An 18,631-nucleotide genomic window follows, 5' to 3' on the forward strand; every position below is an offset into this window, starting at 1 on the left:
ATCGATTTCGATATGATATGCACAAACAAAATACCAAAACAAATGAAAACGCATTTTTTTAAGAAATTTTTAAAAAATTTAGTCTTCTTTTTTAAAATGTTTTAACAAATTTTCATCTTAAAATGTCAATATGACATTTAAGATTTTTTGCTTGACTAATAAACGTATTGTATAAAATCAGGAATCTATTCTCAACTTAACTCTAATTTTTAATAACTTTAATACTTCAATAACCAACCATAATTAAAATGAAAATATTTAAACCGTTGTTGCTGCTCGCAATTATAGTATCAAGTTGCTCCTCTCCTACTACATATGATATTTTAATAAAAAACGGCACCATTGCTGATGGCTCAGGAAATCCAACTTACGTTGGCAATGTTGGCATAAATGCCGATACTATTGCTGCCATAGGCGATTTAAAAAATGCTAAAGGAAACTTAGAAATTGACGCAACAGGCTTAGTAGTTGCACCTGGATTTATAAACATGCTCTCTTGGGCAACCGAATCGTTAATTGCTGATGGTAAATCGCAAAGCGATATTCGTCAAGGTGTAACACTTGAAGTATTTGGAGAGGGTAGTTCAATGGGGCCACTCACAGAAAAACAAAAAAAACAATGGCAAGAAAATCAAGGTGATTTAAAATTCGATATTGATTGGAATACGTTAGATGAATACTTACAATCTTTGGTAAAACGTGGTGTTTCAACAAATGTAGCATCCTTTATAGGCGCTACTACAGTTCGTGTAAACCATATTGGTTATGAAGATAGACCTCCAACTGATGAGGAAATGGCATCAATGAAAAACATGGTAAGAAAAGCCATGGAGGATGGAGCCCTTGGTGTTGGCTCGTCACTAATTTATGCTCCTGCGTTTTATTCTTCAACTGAAGAATTGATTGAACTTTGTAAAGTCGCATCAGAGTACGATGGTATGTATATTTCACACATGCGTAGTGAAGGTAACCGCTTGTTGGAAAGTATGGACGAACTTATTAGAATTGCTGACGAGGCAGATATAAGAGCCGAAATTTACCATCTAAAAATGGCAGGAAAAGACAACTGGAATAAATTTGACGCTGTGGTTAAAAAAATTGATTCAGCCAGAGCAGCAGGTTTGCATATTACAACAGACATGTACACCTATACAGCTGGAGCAACAGGTTTAGACGCCTCAATGCCACCATGGGTTCAAGAAGGAGGTTATACAAAATGGGCTGAGCGTTTAAAAGACCCAGACATAAGAAAACGTGTGTATAAAGAAATGACCACACCAACGGATGAATGGGAAAATTTAATGTATGCAGCTGGATCTCCAGAAAACTTATTATTAGTTGGCTTTAGCAACGATAGCTTAAGACATTATACAGGAAAAACATTAGCTGAAGTTGCTAAAATACATGGTAAAAACCCTGAAGAAACAGCCATGGATTTAGTTATTGCTGATGGTAGTCGTGTAGGTACTGTTTATTTTTTAATGAGTGAAGAAAATGTAAAAAAACAAATAGCATTACCATATATGAGTTTTGGAAGTGATGCAGGTTCAATCGCACCAGAAGGATTATTTTTAAACTCAAATCCACATCCTAGAGCTTACGGTAATTTTGCTAGAGTACTTGGTAAATATGTTAGAGATGAAAAAGTAATCCCTTTAGAAGACGCTATTAGAAAACTAACCTCCTTACCTGCTTCAAATTTAAAAATAAAGAAAAGAGGAAGTTTAGCAGAAGGCTACTTTGCAGATTTAGCAATATTCGATCCTTCAACAATTCAAGATCACGCAACATTTGCTGAACCTCATCAATTATCTACAGGAATGGTGCATGTATTTGTAAATGGTGAACAAGTGTTGAAAGATGGTGAACACACTGGAGCTTTACCAGGACAAGTAGTGAGAGGTCCTGGTTATAAAAAATAGAAATAATATTACTCTATAGGAAAATCGAAATAAGTATCCGGAAACGGTTCATTTTGCAATGTAAAGTGCCACCATTCTTTGGTGTAATATTTAAATCCATGTTTTCGCATAACAGTTTGTAATAGCATTCTATTGGCTCTTTGTTGGAAAGTGAGATCTAAATTAGCAACCCAAGACTCTGGCCCAAAAAAGTCCCAGGGACTTCCCATATCCAACTCTTCTCCAGAATTTAAATCTACCAAAGTCATATCAATTGTACTACCTCTAGTATGCCCTGATTTAGATGATATATAGCCTTCTTCAAAAAGATGTTCTTTTTTTACTTTTGGATAAAATTTCTGTTTATTAACTGTATCATTTAATTGTTTTGCCCAATGTACAAAGTGATTTACAGCAGTTTGCGGTCTATAACCGTCAAATATTTTAATCGATAAATTATATTGCTTTAATTCGTCCTGTACCCTTTTAAGAGCATTTATTGCATCAGTAGTCATGATAGCCACATTCTTATGGTAACCATCAATAGGTTTACCTATAAAATTATCGCTTCCAAAATAGCGTAACTCTAATTGAATATCGGGAATAGTGTGATGCACATAACCAAAGCCTTCTGGTAAATTATTTTGGGAAGTACATGACCAAGTGTAACAGATTAACAGGACATAAAAAAATCGTTTCATAATATATAAATTAACGTTACTAAGTTAAACAATAATATAAAACAAAAGCCGAGGTCCCTCAACCTCGGCTTTCTTATTTGCTTTTTATTACGAAGATAGATTTAGGGTCTCTAATTCTATTACATAACGCAAATATTAATTAATTAATCCATTGAACTAAAAACTAAATTTTAGTACACACCAAATGTAAAATTAATATTGAAATTACCGTTTAAAAACATTATTTATTCGATGAAATACACTTTTTTTTAACATTTACCGATTAAAATACCTGTTTTAACGACAAAATACTATATATATCTAATATCAAAAAGAGGAATATATTACATGATAAACGGAAAAAAGCACCTCTATTAATAAAGATGCTTTTTTACCACTAACCAACCAAAAATATAATTATTACTACTTAAAAGTATAGTTGTAAATAATTACACTTAATATAAATCAACTACCATGCCAAAAACAAAATTAGCTCTCTAGTTTAAAATAATTTTGAGATTACAATTTATTTTTATATCTTTATGATATCATTTTAATATCAACTAATATTTAATATCATGAAAGAAGAGAAAATTATTGTCCCAGCTAATGGCTACCTAATGCTGTTTGTGTTTTTAATTTTATTTATTGGAGGTATCGTGTCAATAATTACTTTGAGAAATCCATGGTTTGCTTTTGCTGTTTTAACAGCTATAATTATTGCTCCAGGATTTATTATGGTGCAGCCAAATAATTCAAGGGTATTACTGCTTTTTGGAAAATATGTGGGTACAGTAAAGAAAAATGGATTTTATTGGGTTAATCCATTCTATACTAAAAAGAAAATATCATTAAGAGCCAGTAACTTTGATAGTGAGCGTTTAAAAGTAAACGACAAACTAGGTAACCCTGTTATGATTAGTACAATTTTAGTTTGGCGAGTACAAAACACCTATAAAGCAGCTTTTGATGTAGATAATTTTGAAAACTTTGTTCGTGTACAAACCGATGCTGCCGTACGTAAACTAGCAAGCATGTATCCTTACGATAACTTTGCAGACGAAGGACATCAAGAAGATATTACCTTACGCTCAAGCGTAAATGAAGTAAGCGAAGCCTTAGAAAAGGAAATAGACGAGCGACTATCTATTGCTGGTATTGAAGTACTCGAAGCAAGAATAGGATACTTGGCTTATGCTCAAGAAATTGCAAATGCAATGCTAAAACGTCAACAAGCAACTGCTATTGTTGCTGCAAGACATAAAATTGTTGAAGGTGCTGTTAGCATGGTAGAAATGGCTTTGGAAGAACTAGGTAAAAAAGAGATTGTGGATTTAGACGAAGAACGTAAAGCTGCTATGGTAAGTAACCTAATGGTAATACTTTGTGGTGATAAAGATGCGTCGCCTGTTTTAAACACAGGCACTTTAAACCATTAAGATGAATAAAAGGCAAACATATAGCATTGCAATAGGCAGCGCATTAGGTTCAAGTATAGGAACAACATTTGGAGTTGTACTAAACAACATTGCATTAGGAATTGTGTTCGGATCTATGTTAGGCCTAATAATTGGTATTTTAATAGCTGTATTTTATGTTAAACAAGATATTTAATAAATTATGAAAGAGTATAAAGTTGTATCGGTTAAATTAGGGTTTAAAAACAGGAATCAAAAGTTAGAAGACACCCTAAATCAATATGCACGTGAAGGTTGGGTAGTATCTCATGTTGCTCAAAGTGCTTATTTTATAGTTTTTGAACGTAATAAAAACAGGTGATGAACACCAAAAGACCTCGCATAAAAGTACCTTTTGAAACGGTAGATATAATAATTGAAATTATAGCAATTACGTTACTGATTTTAATGTGGAGTTATACCATTGTGAATTATTTTGAATTACCTGACACTATAGCCACTCATTTTAATGAAGCTGGAGAACCAGATGGTTTTGGAGGCAAACAAACTGTTTGGATTATCCCAATTATTGCAACTGTAATGTATATTGGTTTGTTTATCTTAAACAAATATCCTCATATGCATAATTACATGGTAAATATTACCGAGGAAAATGCGTTAAAAAATTACAAATTCAGCACTCGCATAGTAAGAGTAGTAAACTTTCTTTGTGCTTTGCTAATGACATATATAACGTATATGATAGTAGCATCTGCTTTTGGCAAACAATTCAATCTTGGCTCTTGGTTTGTGCCATTAGTTATTGGTATTAGTATTTTTCTACCTATTGTAATTTTTGTGTATATGAGAAAATTGAATAAATAAAGTAACATGGCGAAGAAAAAAGCTTTCGCATTGCGAGTAAATGAAGATATGTTAAAAGCTATTGAGAAATGGGCTGCTGATGAATTTAGAAGCACCAATGGACAAATAGAATGGATGCTTATGCAAAGCCTTAAAGATGCCAAACGAGAACCAAAAAAATCTTAAAACAATCTTAAAATTTTTCAATTGTAATAGTATTAGAGATTATTCTTTTAATTTTACACCAACCAACCTAGCTTACATTGAAAAATACTTTTTTATTATTGGCTCTATTCTCATTTTTTATTGGGTATAGCCAAAACAAATCATTCGTTGTAAAATATATAGACTCCCCTATCATTCTTGATGGAAATTTAGATGAATCTGTTTGGAGTGAAGCAGAATCTGCCACTAATTTTTGGCAATACTTTCCTACCGATTCTTTACAAGCAACACAACAAGCTGATATTAAAATGCTTTTTGATGACACCAATCTTTACATTGGTATGAAAGTCAATGCGCCTTCAAATAACTTTGTAATCCCTTCACTGCGTAGAGATTTTAGAGCTGGTGGTAGTGACAATATCACCTTAATGTTCGATACATTTAATGATGGTACCAATGCTTTTATATTCGGCACAAATCCAGCAGGTGTTCAACGTGAAATACTATTATCTGGTGGTGGTAATGAGCTGAGAGGATTTAACACAGCTTGGGATACCAAATGGCGAAGCGAGACTGTTGTACACGATAATTACTATATAGTTGAGTGGATCATTCCGTTTTCTGCTTTTAAATATAGAGAAGGAGAAACTAAATGGCGTTTTAATAGTTATCATTTTGATACTCAAGCTAACGAACGTAATACTTGGATGCAAATACCTCAAAATCAACCTATTTTTAGCTTAGCCTATATGGGAGATATGATTTTCGAAAAACCCTTAGGAAATTCAAAAACACCCATTTCTATCATTCCATATGTAAATGGTTTGGTTGGAAAAGATTATGAAAATGGCTCGACAACTGAAGATTTTAAATATGGTGGCGATGCAAAAATGACTATTGGCAATAGTATGAATTTAGATCTTACCGTTAACCCAGATTTTTCGCAGGTAGAGGTCGATCAACAGGTTACCAACTTAACTAGATTTGAAGTCTCACTTCCAGAAAGACGACAATTTTTTATTGAGAATAGCGACTTATTTGCAGATTTTGGTAACGACAGAGATGCCAATCCTTTCTTTTCAAGGCGCATTGGCATTGCTAAAGACGCTGATGATAATAGTATTGAAAATGATATCATCGCTGGTGCTAGATTGAGCGGAAAAGTAAGCAATAATCTTCGCCTAGGAATTTTAAACATGCAAACAGCCGAAGATTTAGCAAATGAAATTCCTGCAACAAATAATGCCGTAATCACTGCGCAACATAAACTATTTAGTCGCTCAAATATTAGCTTCATGTTTATTAATAAGCAAGCGACCAAAGATTATGATTTTCTGGCCAACGAAGATAGATACAACCGCGTTTTTGGAATTGATTACCGCTTAGCTTCCGAAGATAATACATGGATAGGTAAATACTTTTTTCATAAATCATTTTCACCAGATACTAGTGGAAAAGATCTTTCATCAGGTGCCACTACAGAATATAATAGTAGAAACTGGAACTTTCGCTTTGGTGCTGTGTATGTAGGTGATAACTTTAGGTCAGATCTAGGTTTTATTAGAAGAACAGATGTATTTAAAATAAGCCCCAGAGTTGAACGTGTGTTTTGGCCAAAAACTGGAGTAATACAAAAACATAGTTTATCTGTGATGCCTTTCTTTTTATGGAGACCAGAACTAGATTTTGAAAAATCAGATCATACAATCGTAACTAGTTGGAATGCCGAACTAAAAAACACTTCAAACATAGAATTTCAGATGTATAATAGATTTACGCATCTTTATGATAGTTTTGATCCTACCAGAACAGATGATGGCACACCACTCCCTGGAAATGAAGACTACTACTATACAAGTTTTGAAGCTAGTTACAGATCAGATCAACGTAAAGCACTTTCATATAACATAAGTCCTTCATTTGGACAATTTTATAATGGAAAAAAATATTCTATTGGAGGAATGTTATCATGGCGATTACAACCTTATTTTTTAACTTCAGTACAAATAAATTATGACAAAATAAATTTACCAAACCCTTATCCTGACGCATCTATTTGGCTAATTGGCCCTAAATTTGATGTTACTTTTAATAAAAACTTGTTTTGGGCCACCTTTATACAATACAGTAGTCAAAGAGACAATTTTAGTATAAATACGCGTTTACAATGGCGTTTTGCGCCTTTATCAGATTTATTTGTAGTTTATAACGATAATTATTTTACAGATAATGTTTTTGCGCCTCGAGTTAGATCTTTCAACGTAAAGCTAACCTACTGGATTAATATATAATTATTTTACAATCAACCTTAAAAAGCATCATTTTTCAATTTTAAAATGATGCTTTTTTATTTAACACAAACCCTAAAGAACATTTTATTTTCTTATTTTACGTCACTTAAAACTAACTATACATGGAAAACACTTCACCTCTTTTTACTAACGACGCCATAGTATTTGGACTATTAATGCTTTCATTAGGTTTTGTTTTTTACACTGAAGCAAAAAAAACAGGGTTTTGGAATAAATTTTACAGAATTGTTCCAGGTTTATTGATGTGCTATATGATTCCTGCAATATTTAATTCTTTAGGATTAATTTCCGCTGAATTAACTCAAACCTACTTTGTAGCCAGTCGCTATTTACTACCTGCATCATTAGTACTACTCACCATTAGTATTGATTTAAAAGCAATCTTTAATTTAGGGTGGAAGGCATTAATTATGTTTTTTACTGGAACAATAGGTATTGTTATAGGAGGCCCATTGGCTATTTTATTAATATCTACTTTTTCACCAGAAACTGTTGGAGGCTCTGGTTTTGAAGCTGTTTGGAGAGGTTTAGCTACTTTAGCTGGAAGTTGGATTGGTGGTGGTGCTAATCAAGCTGCTATGTTAGAAATTTATGAATATGACCAAACACTTTACGGAGGTATGGTATTAGTTGACATTGTGGTTGCTAACATTTGGATGGCTGTAATTTTACTTGGAATTGGCAAACGGAAAAAAATTGATAAGTGGTTGAAGGCTGACAACACAGCAATAGATGAATTACAAAATAAAGTTCAAACTTTTACTGATAAAATTACTAGAAACCCTTCATTAAACGATTTAATCATCATTCTTACTTTTGCTTTTACAGCTGTTGGCATTGCACACTTTGGATCAGAAAAAATTTCAACATTTTTAAACGAAAACTTCGAAGCTGTAAGCAATCCAAAAAGTGCATTATCATCATTTGGTAGTAGTTTCTTTTGGTTAATAAGTATCGCTACATTAATTGGTATTTTATTATCTTTTACTAAAGCAAAAAACTATGAAGGTGCTGGTGCTAGTAAAATAGGGAGTGTTTTTATATACATTCTTGTTGCTACTATCGGCATGAAAATGGATTTAGGTAAGATTTTTGAAAACCCTGGTCTAATTTTAATTGGTTTAGTTTGGATGGCTATACATGCTGGACTATTAATACTTGTCGCTAAACTTATTAAAGCGCCTTATTTCTTTTTAGCTGTGGGTAGTCAAGCTAATGTTGGAGGTGCTGCTTCAGCTCCAGTAGTAGCCGCAGCTTTCCATCCTTCTCTAGCTACAGTTGGTGCATTGCTAGCAGTTTTTGGCTATGTGGTAGGCACCTATGGTGCAATACTCTGTGCAGAATTAATGAAAATCGCTGCTGCAGGTTAGCATATAATAAATTATTATAAGATATTTGCCGACATAAATTTTTGTACATGAAAAAGCTCACATTTTTATTAGTATTACTTATTACTATTATTTCTTGCGGTAAAAAAGAAGCCGATTTAACAGTTACAGGATCGATTAAAGGTTTAAAAAAAGGAACCGTTTATCTTCAGCAATTAAAAGATTCGTCTTTGGTAGTATTAGATTCAATGGTTATAAATGGTGAACAACCATTTACTTTGCAAAGTAACCTTGAAGAACCAGAAGTACTCCTATTAATGTTAGATAAAAATAGCTCTGAAGATTCTAGAATTGCTTTTTTTGCAGATAAAGGTACTACCGAAATACATGCAACATTAAAAGATTTTCCGTTTAAGCATACCATTAAAGGGTCTCAACAACAAGAGAAGTATGCTGAATTTAAAAAGATGATGACTCAATTTAATAATAAAAATTTAGATATTATTAAAGCACAGCTAGAAGCACAAGTGAGTGGAGATACAACTAAAGTAAACACTAAAGAAAAAGAAATTAACAGTTTAATTAAACGTAAATATTTGTACGCGATAAATTTTGCTATTAATAACAAGAATAATGAAGTTGCTCCTTATATTGCTTTATCTGAAATTTATGATGCCAACATCACCTATTTAGATACTATTTATAAATCGCTTCCAAAACAGATTGCCGGTTCTAAATATGGAATAGAGCTAGAAACATACATTAAAAAACGTAAGGAAGAAGAAAACAAATAAAAAGGCGCTTAAAGCGCCTTTTTATTAAAGTTTATTTATCTTTTCAATTAGAGCTCTTCCTCTATCTTCAAGCTCTTGGTTAATGCTTTTAAAGTGTGCCTTTTTATTTTCTACACTTTTATCATTTACTTTTTCAATTAACTCGTCAAAGGTTTCAATAGCCTCATCAATAATTGCTTCGCTCTTTTTTGTGTCTTTATCAGTATTGGTATATTCCCATACATATACTGCTTCAATTATGTCACCTAAAACGTAATTTATATCCTTTTTTAAATTTCTAACGTTTGCCATTTTTGTAATAAAATTAATTTCAGCAAAATTACGGAATTTTAAATATAAACCTCTAAAAGTTTAGCATTGTTTGAATCTAATTTAAACTGCTTTAAAGCAGCTGGAATTAAAATAGTTTCTCCTTTCTTGATTATTTCATAAAATCCTTCAACATTAATACTTACCTCGCCTTCTACACATATATAAATGATAAATGAATCATACGAATTCTTTTTTTGGATAGTGTGAGTTAGATGTAAAAAATTTGTTGTGAAATAAGGGCAACAGATCATCTTGTTTGATTGATTTTCTTGCGTTGAATATAGCACTTTAAAATCATCATCCATATCAAAATCGATAGCATCAATTGCTAAATCGTTATGTAGCTCTCGCTCATTGCCTTGATCGTCTTTCCTATCCCAATCATACACACGATAGGTAATATCACTTGTTTGTTGTATTTCAGCCAGCATCACTCCTGCTCCAATGGCATGTACACGTCCAACTTCAATAAAATAGGTATCGCCTTCGTTGGCATGTTCAAAATTTAAAATTTTAGTAAGTGTTTTATTTTCTAAATGTTTTAGATAAACATCTGGCGTTATTTTTTTATTAAAACCAACTATTAAATTAGAGTCTTCATCTGCTTGCATTACATACCACATCTCGGTTTTCCCAAAAGAATTATGACGTTTTCTAGCTAATTCGTCATTTGGATGAAGCTGGATAGACAAATCTTCTTTAGCATCAATGAATTTAATGAGTAATGGAAATTTTTCACCAAAAACATCAAAGTTCTTTTTGCCAATAAGTTCTTCTTGGTAAGTAGATAGCAATTGTTTAAGAGTAGCACCTTTTAGCTCACCATTAGACACTATAGACGTATCATCATCAACATCACTAATCTCCCAACTTTCACCAATATTTGGTGAGTTATTATGCTTATTAAGAATAGTTTTAAGTTTAGTTCCTCCCCAAATTTTTTCTTTTAAAATTGGATGAAACTTAAGTGGATATAAATGATTTTTCATGAATTAGTTTCCTGGATAGGTTACGAAATTACGAGGAGTTTCGTAGAGTGTAATTTCCAAATCAAAAGATGCCTTGAGTTTTGGTTTAATTTTATTATAAATAACCACAACAATATTTTCAGCTGTTGGATTTAAGTCTTTAAACTCTGGAACTTCAATATTTAGGTTTTTATGATCAAAAGCATCTTCAACTTCTTCTTTAATAATATCTTTTAACACTTTCATGTCAATTACATATCCTGTTTCTTGATCAATATCTCCAGTCACACTCACAATTAATTCATAGTTGTGACCATGAAAGTTCGGATTGTTACACTTTCCAAAAACTTCGTCGTTTTTTTCATGACTCCAATCTTTTCTATACAACCTATGAGCAGCATTAAAATGTGCTTTTCTACTAACTGTTACCTTCATTGTCAACCAAATTTATGTGTTCGTAGAATTTATCAAAAATTATTTTAAACCAAGCAGTATAATGTTCTGGATGCATGACCATATCTACTTTTACATCGTCTAAGTTCATCCATTTCCAGGATTCAACTTCGTCTTTATTTATACTTGGCTTATCGTTATAATGGCCAACCATAATGTGGTCTAATTCATGTTCAGTCAACCCATTATCAAAAGGTGCTTTATAAATAAATGAGGTCGTTTCTTTTAACTCGGTAACAAAGCCCATTTCTTCTTGCAAACGACGCTTTCCTGCATCTATATTACTTTCGCCCTCACGTTGGTGACTACAGCAAGTGTTAGTCCATAATCCTGGAGAATGATATTTACTCAATGCACGCTGTTGCAGCATTAATTCATTTTTATTATTAAAAATGAAAACCGAAAATGCACGATGCAACAAAGCCTTTTCATGAGCTTCCATTTTAGGCATTAAACCTATTTGCTCATCGTTTTCGTTTACTAGAATGACTTGTTCCTCTTTCATAATGTAAAAATACCAAGATATTTTATAAAATCAGCAACCAAAACTTAGATTTAAAAACGAATGACATCAATTATATTTATTAGGTCTAATAATCCTATCTTTGCAACCCAATAGCAAGAAAGTATATGAGTTTTTTAAAAGAGATAGAACGCAGACGAACCTTTGGTATTATTTCGCATCCAGATGCTGGTAAAACAACACTAACCGAAAAACTATTGCTTTTTGGTGGTGCTATACAAGAAGCTGGAGCTGTAAAAAGTAATAAAATTAAAAAAGGTGCAACCAGTGACTTTATGGAAATTGAGCGTCAACGTGGTATTTCGGTGGCAACCTCTGTGTTAGCTTTTGAATATGATGGCATAAAAATTAATATTCTTGATACACCTGGACATAAGGATTTTGCTGAAGACACGTTTAGAACACTTACAGCAGTAGATAGTGTTATTGTTGTAATTGATGTTGCAAAAGGGGTTGAGGAACAGACTGAAAAGCTTGTTGAAGTTTGTAGAATGCGTAATATACCTATGATTGTGTTTATTAATAAACTAGATCGTGAAGGAAAGGATGCATTTGATTTATTAGATGAAGTAGAACAAAAATTGGGTTTAACTGTTACTCCTATGAGTTTCCCAATTGGTATGGGTTACGATTTTAAAGGGATTTATAATCTATGGGAAAAGAACGTTAATCTTTTTAGTGGAGACAGTAGAAAAAATATTGAAGAAACTATCGAGATTTCAGATTTAGCTTCTCAAGAGCTAACAAAACTAGTAGGTGAAAAGCCTGCAGAAACTCTAAGAGACGACATTGAATTGGTTGAAGGTATATATCCTGAATTTGATAAAGATGAATACTTAAATGGCCACTTACAACCTGTGTTTTTTGGTTCAGCTCTTAATAATTTTGGTGTTCGTGAATTATTAGATTGTTTTGTTGAGATTGCTCCAAAACCAAGACCTAAACAAAGTGAAGAACGTTTAGTAAAACCTGATGAAACAAAATTTACAGGTTTTGTTTTTAAAATTCACGCTAATATGGATCCTAATCACAGGAACCGTTTAGCGTTTGTTAAAATTGTATCTGGAACTTTTGAACGTAACAAACCATATCTGCATGTTAGACATAATAAAAAAGTAAAATTCTCAAGTCCAAATGCTTTTTTTGCAGAGAAAAAAGAAATTGTAGATATTTCATATCCAGGTGATATTGTTGGTTTACAAGACACTGGGACTTTTAAAATAGGAGACACTCTAACTGAAGGAGAAGTACTTAATTATAAAGGCATACCAAGTTTTTCTCCTGAACATTTTAGGTATATCAATAATGCAGATCCTTTAAAAGCCAAACAATTGCACAAAGGTATTGACCAGCTTATGGACGAAGGTGTTGCCCAATTATTTACGCTAGATTTAAACGGAAGAAAAGTTATTGGTACAGTTGGAGCATTGCAGTACGAAGTGATACAGTACAGATTAGAACATGAATATGGTGCAAAATGCACTTACGAAAACTTAAATGTACATAAAGCATGTTGGGTTGAACCTACAGATAAAAATAACGAAGAGTTTAAAGAGTTTAAACGTGTAAAACAACGCTTTTTAGCTAAAGACAAACAAAATCAACTAGTATTTTTGGCAGATTCAATGTTTACTTTGCAAATGACTCAACAAAAATATCCAAGCATAAAATTTCACTTAACATCCGAATACAACTAAATATCAGATAGTTATAAAATAATAAGAATGTTTAATTAAGTGTATTTTACATAAAAATTAACTTTTCATTTGTTTTTAATCGGAATTATTGTACATTTCATCGATAATAATAACTATTTAGCACCTTAGTTTTTACATTTAATAATAGATTCATAACCCCAAACATGAACTACTTATGGAAACTCAAGATAACATTTTCAGTAATGAAGATATTACTGTAACTTTTGAACCTTGCAAGTGCATTCATGCCGAAAAATGTGCTAAAGAATTATCTGAAGTATTTAGAACTTCTGTTATTCCTTGGATAAATTTAGATGGAATTGAAACTAAAAGAATTATTAAACAAATAAAAAAGTGTCCATCTGGCGCTTTACAATATTCAACAAATAATAAAAGAAAAGTAAGTTAATACTATAAAAAAAGCCCTTTGTAAAATCAAAGGGCTTTTTAATGAAACTAATTTTATGCTTGCCTTGTTGATCCAAAGTTTAAAGGCATAGGCTTTTTTTCAAAAAATATTTCTCAAAAACTCAAAAGTGAATAAATACCAATGGTTTTAATAATTTGTATTAAGCCTGGCCTGTTGGTCCAAAGTTTAAAGGCATAGGTGTTTTTTCATAATCTTTTATTTCACCATGTGCAGCTTCAAAACGCTGTACATTATCGCCTAAGGCTTTTACTAAACGCTTTGCGTGTTGTGGTGTTAAAATAATTCTAGATTTCACCTTACTTTTAGGAGTTCCAGGCATTATACTTACAAAATCAAGTACAAATTCAGAAACCGAATGGTTAATTATTGCCAAATTAGAATAGGTTCCTTCCGCAATTTTCTCATCCAACTCAATATTAATTTGACCTTGCTTTGGTTTTTCTTTATTATCTGCCATAATATAATAGTATTAAAAAAAATTCCCGCAAGAGCGGGAATTTTATGTTTAGTTATAATTTAACTCTTGTTTTGCTTGCATCATTTCATCAAACTCTTCTTTAGAACCTACAATAATATTCTCATAGTGTCTAAGTCCTGTTCCTGCAGGAATCTTATGTCCAACAATTACATTTTCTTTAAGTCCTTCAAGTGTATCGACTTTACCATTTACAGCTGCTTCATTCAGTACCTTAGTAGTTTCCTGGAAAGATGCTGCTGAAATAAATGATTTAGTTTGAAGTGATGCTCTTGTAATACCTTGAAGTATTGGAGTTGCAGTTGCTGGATTTGCATCACGAGCAACAACTAAAGCCTTATCTTCACGACGTAACAATGAGTTTTCATCTCTTAATTCTCTAGACGTAATAATTTGTCCAGCTTTTAAGTTTTCAGAGTCTCCAGCTTCTTCTACCACTTTCTTACCAAAAATCTCATCATTTTCTTCTATAAAATCTGATTTATGAATTAATTGGTTTTCTAAGAAAATAGTATCACCAGAGTCTTGAATTCTTACCTTACGCATCATTTGTCTTACAACAACCTCAAAGTGCTTATCATTAATTTTTACACCTTGTAAACGATATACTTCTTGTACTTCGTTTACCAAATATTGTTGTACTGCTGATGGGCCTTTAATATTTAAAATATCGTTAGGTGTTATAGAACCATCAGATAATGGCATACCAGCTTTTACAAAATCATTTTCTTGAACAAGGATTTGATTTGATAATTTTACTAAGTATTTTTTAATATCACCTAATTTAGATTCTACAATAATTTCACGGTTACCACGCTTAATTTTTCCGAAAGACACTACACCATCAATCTCACTTACTACAGCAGGATTAGAAGGATTACGTGCTTCAAATAATTCGGTTACACGAGGTAAACCACCTGTAATATCACCAGCTTTAGCAGATTTTCTAGGAATTTTAACTAAAATTTTACCAATGTTAATTTTATCTCCATCATCAATCATTAAGTGAGCTCCAACTGGTAAGTTATATGAACGAATAGTTTCTCCTTTAGCATCATCAATATGAAGTGTTGGTATTAACTTTTTGTTTCTAGATTCAGATATTACTTTTTCTTGGAAACCAGTTTGTTCATCTATTTCTACTTGATAAGTAACACCTTGCTCAATGTTTTCGTAACGTACTTTTCCAGCAAATTCCGAAATAATTACACCGTTATAAGGATCCCATTGACAAACAACATCGTTTGCTTTTAATTTTTGTCCATTTTTAACAAAAATAGAAGACCCATAAGGAATATTGTTAGTACTTAAAGTAATGCCTGTTTTCTCATCAATAAGTTTAATTTCAGATGTTCTAGAAATTACAATATCTACTTCATTGCCATCGCTATCTTCACCTTTAACAGTTTTCAAGTCTTCAATCTCAGCCTTACCATCAAACTTAACAATTAACTTATTTTCTTCGGAAATGTTACCTGCAATACCTCCAACGTGGAATGTACGAAGTGTTAACTGCGTTCCAGGTTCACCAATAGATTGTGCTGCAACAACACCAACTGCTTCACCTCGTTGAACCATTTTACCTGTTGCAAGGTTACGACCGTAACATTTAGTACAAATACCTTTTTTAGCCTCACATGTTAATGGCGAACGTACTTCAACAGCATCAACTGGAGAAGCTTCAATTTTCTTAGCAACATCATCAGAAATATGACCCCCTGCTTCAACTAAAAGCTCATCAGTTATTGGGTCGTAAACATCGTATAGCGATGTACGTCCAACTATTCTATCTTCTAAGCTTTCAACAACTTCTTCATTTTTCTTTAATGGCTCAACAGTAATACCTCTTAACGTACCACAATCTTCTTCATTAACAATGACATCCTGAGACACATCTACTAAACGACGTGTTAAGTAACCAGCATCTGCCGTTTTAAGTGCAGTATCGGCAAGACCTTTACGAGCACCATGCGTTGAAATAAAGTATTCTAAAATTGAAAGACCTTCTTTAAAGTTAGAAAGAATTGGATTTTCAATAATTTCTCCACCTCCTGCGTTAGATTTTTTAGGCTTTGCCATTAAACCACGCATTCCTGTTAACTGGCGAATCTGTTCTTTAGATCCACGAGCTCCAGAATCAAGCATCATAAATACTGAGTTGAATCCTTGCTGATCTTCGCGAATACGCTTCATTGACAATTCAGTCAATTCTGCATTTGTCGATGTCCAGATATCTATAACTTGGTTATAACGCTCATTATTTGTTATAAGTCCCATGTTATAGTTAGCTCTAATGCCATCCACTTGCTTATTAGCAGCGTCAATCATTGTATGCTTTTCTGGTGGAATAATAATATCACCTAAACTAAATGATAAACCGCCTTGGAATGCAAACTTATATCCTAGAGTTTTAATTTCATCTAAGAACGCAGCCGTTTCAGGTACACTAGTTACTTTAAGAATATTACCAATAATATCTCTTAAAGATTTTTTTGTTAATACCTCATTAATATACCCAGCTACTTCAGGAACTTTATCGTTAAATAAAACACGACCAACAGTAGTTTCAATAATTTGGTTTACTAATTCGCCTGCTTCATTGTAATCTTTAGTTCTAACCTTGATAGAAGCATTAAGATCTGCTCTTTTTTCATTATAAGCAATAACAACCTCTTCTGGTGAATAAAATGTTAATCCTTCACCAACAACTTTTTCCTCTTTAGTTGACTTACGTAACTTAGTCATATAATATAAACCAAGTACCATATCTTGAGAAGGTACTGTTACAGGAGAACCATTTGCAGGGTTTAAGATATTATGAGATGCTAACATTAATAATTGCGCCTCAAGAATAGCCTCAGGTCCTAATGGTAAGTGTACAGCCATCTGGTCGCCATCAAAATCGGCGTTAAATGCCGTACATACTAATGGGTGTAACTGGATTGCTTTACCTTCTATAAGCTTAGGTTGGAATGCTTGAATTCCTAGTCTGTGTAATGTAGGAGCACGGTTTAGTAATACTGGATGTCCTTTAAGGACATTTTCCAAGATATCCCAAACTACTGGCTCTTTTTTATCTATAATTTTCTTTGCAGATTTTACCGTTTTTACAATTCCTCTTTCAATTAACTTTCTAATTACAAAAGGCTTGTATAATTCGGCTGCCATATTTTTAGGCAATCCACATTCAAATAATTTTAATTCTGGTCCAACAACAATTACCGAACGTGCAGAATAATCAACACGTTTACCAAGTAAGTTTTGACGGAAACGACCTTGCTTACCTTTAAGCGAATCTGATAATGATTTTAAAGGTCTGTTAGAATCTGTTTTTACAGCTGATGACTTACGTGTGTTATCAAATAATGAATCAACCGATTCTTGTAACATACGTTTTTCATTACGTAAAATTACTTCTGGTGCTTTTATCTCAACCAATCTTTTAAGACGGTTGTTACGGATAATTACACGACGATATAAATCGTTTAAGTCGGACGTTGCAAAACGACCACCATCTAATGGCACTAATGGGCGTAATTCTGGTGGAATTACAGGGACAGCCTTCATGATCATCCACTCAGGATTATTCTCTCTGTTCTCATTAGCTTCTCTAAATGCTTCAACAACTTGAAGACGTTTAAGGGCTTCGGTTTTACGTTGTTTAGATGTTTCGGTATTTGCTTTATGACGAAGTTCAAAAGAAAGCTCATCAAGATTAATTCTTGATAATAACTCAATTAAACATTCTGCACCCATTTTAGCTATAAACTTTTCTGGGTCTCCATCGTCCAAATATTGGTTTTCTTGTGGAAGTGTTTCAAGAATATTTAAATATTCTTCTTCTGTTAAGAAATCCATTTTTTGTACAGGCTCACCTTCGGCGTTTTTAGCATTTCCAGGTTGGATGACAACATAACGCTCGTAATAGATTATCATATCTAATTTCTTAGAAGGTAATCCTAATAAGTATCCTATTTTGTTTGGTAACGAACGGAAATACCAAATATGAGCCACAGGAACCACTAAATTAATGTGTCCTACACGATCACGACGTACTTTCTTTTCGGTTACTTCTACACCACAACGGTCACAAACGATACCTTTGTAGCGAATACGCTTATATTTACCACAAGCACATTCGTAATCCTTTACAGGACCAAAAATTCGCTCACAGAATAAACCATCGCGTTCTGGTTTATGTGTTCTATAATTAATAGTTTCTGGTTTTAAAACCTCTCCTCGAGATGCAGCCAAGATTGACTCTGGAGACGCTAAACCAATTGAGATTTTATTAAATCTCTGTACTGTATTCTTATCTTGTTTTCTTGCCAT

At 32.8% G+C, this 18,631-nt stretch carries 18 protein-coding genes; 11 read left to right on the forward strand and 7 right to left on the reverse strand.

Annotated features, from left to right (window positions below; genetic code table 11):
- Nucleotides 1–248: 248 nt before the first annotated feature.
- Nucleotides 249–1,922: an N-acyl-D-amino-acid deacylase family protein gene (locus E5167_RS06685; RefSeq protein WP_136842388.1), complete on the forward strand. Its 1,674-nt coding sequence runs from the start codon at nucleotides 249–251 to the stop codon at nucleotides 1,920–1,922.
- 8 nt (nucleotides 1,923–1,930) lie between these two features.
- Here the strand turns inward: E5167_RS06685 and E5167_RS06690 are convergent, their stop codons facing one another.
- A complete protein-coding gene (locus tag E5167_RS06690) occupies nucleotides 1,931–2,602 on the reverse strand; it encodes a M15 family metallopeptidase (RefSeq protein ID WP_136842390.1) in 672 nt (223 codons plus the stop codon).
- Between the two features lie 557 nt (nucleotides 2,603–3,159).
- Between E5167_RS06690 and E5167_RS06695 the strand changes: the two genes are divergently transcribed.
- The 8 genes from E5167_RS06695 (at nucleotide 3,160) to E5167_RS06725 (ending at nucleotide 9,441) form a co-directional block, all read left to right on the forward strand.
- A complete protein-coding gene (locus E5167_RS06695; protein ID WP_136842392.1) occupies nucleotides 3,160–4,020 on the forward strand; it encodes an SPFH domain-containing protein in 861 nt (286 codons plus the stop codon).
- Between the two features lies 1 nt (nucleotide 4,021).
- Nucleotides 4,022–4,195: a hypothetical protein gene (locus tag E5167_RS15390; protein WP_169301391.1), complete on the forward strand. Its 174-nt coding sequence runs from the start codon at nucleotides 4,022–4,024 to the stop codon at nucleotides 4,193–4,195.
- A gap of 6 nt (nucleotides 4,196–4,201) precedes the next feature.
- Complete coding sequence (locus E5167_RS06700) at nucleotides 4,202–4,360, forward strand: DUF4177 domain-containing protein (protein WP_136842394.1); 159 nt, start codon at nucleotides 4,202–4,204, stop codon at nucleotides 4,358–4,360.
- Nucleotides 4,360–4,863 (forward strand): DUF1648 domain-containing protein, encoded by a 504-nt coding sequence (locus E5167_RS06705; protein ID WP_136842396.1) that lies wholly within the window; start codon nucleotides 4,360–4,362, stop codon nucleotides 4,861–4,863. Before E5167_RS06700 ends, E5167_RS06705 begins: the two co-directional genes overlap by 1 nt.
- A 6-nt stretch (nucleotides 4,864–4,869) precedes the next feature.
- A complete protein-coding gene (locus E5167_RS06710) occupies nucleotides 4,870–5,028 on the forward strand; it encodes an Arc family DNA-binding protein (protein WP_136842398.1) in 159 nt (52 codons plus the stop codon).
- 77 nt (nucleotides 5,029–5,105) lie between these two features.
- Nucleotides 5,106–7,298, forward strand: a complete 2,193-nt coding sequence (locus tag E5167_RS06715) for a DUF5916 domain-containing protein (RefSeq protein ID WP_136842400.1) — start codon at nucleotides 5,106–5,108, stop codon at nucleotides 7,296–7,298.
- A 122-nt stretch (nucleotides 7,299–7,420) separates the two neighbouring features.
- Nucleotides 7,421–8,689 carry a DUF819 family protein gene (locus E5167_RS06720; RefSeq protein WP_136842401.1) on the forward strand — a complete coding sequence of 423 codons (1,269 nt, stop codon included), beginning with the start codon at nucleotides 7,421–7,423 and terminating at the stop codon, nucleotides 8,687–8,689.
- A gap of 47 nt (nucleotides 8,690–8,736) precedes the next feature.
- On the forward strand, nucleotides 8,737–9,441 hold the full coding sequence (locus E5167_RS06725) for a DUF4369 domain-containing protein (RefSeq protein ID WP_136842403.1): 705 nt from the start codon (nucleotides 8,737–8,739) through the stop codon (nucleotides 9,439–9,441).
- Between the two features lie 24 nt (nucleotides 9,442–9,465).
- On the opposite strand, the gene E5167_RS06730 is transcribed toward E5167_RS06725, so the two are convergent.
- Genes E5167_RS06730 through idi form a run of 4 tightly spaced genes read right to left on the reverse strand, consistent with a single transcriptional unit; the run spans nucleotide 9,466 to nucleotide 11,679 of the window.
- Entirely contained in the window at nucleotides 9,466–9,732 is a 267-nt protein-coding gene (locus tag E5167_RS06730) for a hypothetical protein (protein WP_136842405.1), read from the reverse strand.
- 38 nt (nucleotides 9,733–9,770) lie between these two features.
- Nucleotides 9,771–10,742: a type I phosphomannose isomerase catalytic subunit gene (locus tag E5167_RS06735; protein ID WP_136842407.1), complete on the reverse strand. Its 972-nt coding sequence runs from the start codon at nucleotides 10,740–10,742 to the stop codon at nucleotides 9,771–9,773.
- A gap of 3 nt (nucleotides 10,743–10,745) precedes the next feature.
- Entirely contained in the window at nucleotides 10,746–11,156 is a 411-nt protein-coding gene (locus E5167_RS06740) for a 6-pyruvoyl trahydropterin synthase family protein (protein ID WP_136842409.1), read from the reverse strand.
- Nucleotides 11,140–11,679, reverse strand: a complete 540-nt coding sequence (idi, locus tag E5167_RS06745) for an isopentenyl-diphosphate Delta-isomerase (RefSeq protein ID WP_136842411.1) — start codon at nucleotides 11,677–11,679, stop codon at nucleotides 11,140–11,142. Before idi ends, E5167_RS06740 begins: the two co-directional genes overlap by 17 nt.
- A gap of 125 nt (nucleotides 11,680–11,804) precedes the next feature.
- Here idi and E5167_RS06750 point away from each other — a divergent pair, with 125 nt between their 5' ends.
- Both E5167_RS06750 and E5167_RS06755 read left to right on the forward strand, forming a co-directional pair.
- Nucleotides 11,805–13,394, forward strand: a complete 1,590-nt coding sequence (locus E5167_RS06750; protein WP_136842413.1) for a peptide chain release factor 3 — start codon at nucleotides 11,805–11,807, stop codon at nucleotides 13,392–13,394.
- Nucleotides 13,395–13,569: 175 nt separating this feature from the next.
- Nucleotides 13,570–13,803 (forward strand): (4Fe-4S)-binding protein, encoded by a 234-nt coding sequence (locus E5167_RS06755; protein WP_136842415.1) that lies wholly within the window; start codon nucleotides 13,570–13,572, stop codon nucleotides 13,801–13,803.
- 160 nt (nucleotides 13,804–13,963) lie between these two features.
- On the opposite strand, the gene E5167_RS06760 is transcribed toward E5167_RS06755, so the two are convergent.
- Entirely contained in the window at nucleotides 13,964–14,281 is a 318-nt protein-coding gene (locus E5167_RS06760; protein ID WP_136842417.1) for a DUF3467 domain-containing protein, read from the reverse strand.
- 48 nt (nucleotides 14,282–14,329) lie between these two features.
- A complete protein-coding gene (rpoC, locus tag E5167_RS06765) occupies nucleotides 14,330–18,631 on the reverse strand; it encodes a DNA-directed RNA polymerase subunit beta' (RefSeq protein WP_136842419.1) in 4,302 nt (1,433 codons plus the stop codon).

Origin of the sequence: Pontimicrobium aquaticum, from assembly GCF_005047595.1 — a bacterium.
In the GTDB taxonomy this organism is placed as follows: Bacteria; Bacteroidota; Bacteroidia; order Flavobacteriales; family Flavobacteriaceae; genus Pontimicrobium; species Pontimicrobium aquaticum.

Bases quoted from the DNA above. Each gene is read 5' to 3' on its own strand.
- E5167_RS06685 (WP_136842388.1), top strand. From the start codon at position 249: ATGAAAATATTTAAACCGTTGTTGCTGCTCGCAATTATAGTATCAAGT.
- E5167_RS06690 (WP_136842390.1), bottom strand. From the start codon at position 2,602: ATGAAACGATTTTTTTATGTCCTGTTAATCTGTTACACTTGGTCATGT.
- E5167_RS06695 (WP_136842392.1), top strand. From the start codon at position 3,160: ATGAAAGAAGAGAAAATTATTGTCCCAGCTAATGGCTACCTAATGCTG.
- E5167_RS15390 (WP_169301391.1), top strand. From the start codon at position 4,022: ATGAATAAAAGGCAAACATATAGCATTGCAATAGGCAGCGCATTAGGT.
- E5167_RS06700 (WP_136842394.1), top strand. From the start codon at position 4,202: ATGAAAGAGTATAAAGTTGTATCGGTTAAATTAGGGTTTAAAAACAGG.
- E5167_RS06705 (WP_136842396.1), top strand. From the start codon at position 4,360: ATGAACACCAAAAGACCTCGCATAAAAGTACCTTTTGAAACGGTAGAT.
- E5167_RS06710 (WP_136842398.1), top strand. From the start codon at position 4,870: ATGGCGAAGAAAAAAGCTTTCGCATTGCGAGTAAATGAAGATATGTTA.
- E5167_RS06720 (WP_136842401.1), top strand. From the start codon at position 7,421: ATGGAAAACACTTCACCTCTTTTTACTAACGACGCCATAGTATTTGGA.
- E5167_RS06725 (WP_136842403.1), top strand. From the start codon at position 8,737: ATGAAAAAGCTCACATTTTTATTAGTATTACTTATTACTATTATTTCT.
- E5167_RS06730 (WP_136842405.1), bottom strand. From the start codon at position 9,732: ATGGCAAACGTTAGAAATTTAAAAAAGGATATAAATTACGTTTTAGGT.
- E5167_RS06735 (WP_136842407.1), bottom strand. From the start codon at position 10,742: ATGAAAAATCATTTATATCCACTTAAGTTTCATCCAATTTTAAAAGAA.
- E5167_RS06740 (WP_136842409.1), bottom strand. From the start codon at position 11,156: ATGAAGGTAACAGTTAGTAGAAAAGCACATTTTAATGCTGCTCATAGG.
- idi (WP_136842411.1), bottom strand. From the start codon at position 11,679: ATGAAAGAGGAACAAGTCATTCTAGTAAACGAAAACGATGAGCAAATA.
- E5167_RS06750 (WP_136842413.1), top strand. From the start codon at position 11,805: ATGAGTTTTTTAAAAGAGATAGAACGCAGACGAACCTTTGGTATTATT.
- E5167_RS06755 (WP_136842415.1), top strand. From the start codon at position 13,570: ATGGAAACTCAAGATAACATTTTCAGTAATGAAGATATTACTGTAACT.
- E5167_RS06760 (WP_136842417.1), bottom strand. From the start codon at position 14,281: ATGGCAGATAATAAAGAAAAACCAAAGCAAGGTCAAATTAATATTGAG.
- rpoC (WP_136842419.1), bottom strand. From the start codon at position 18,631: ATGGCAAGAAAACAAGATAAGAATACAGTACAGAGATTTAATAAAATC.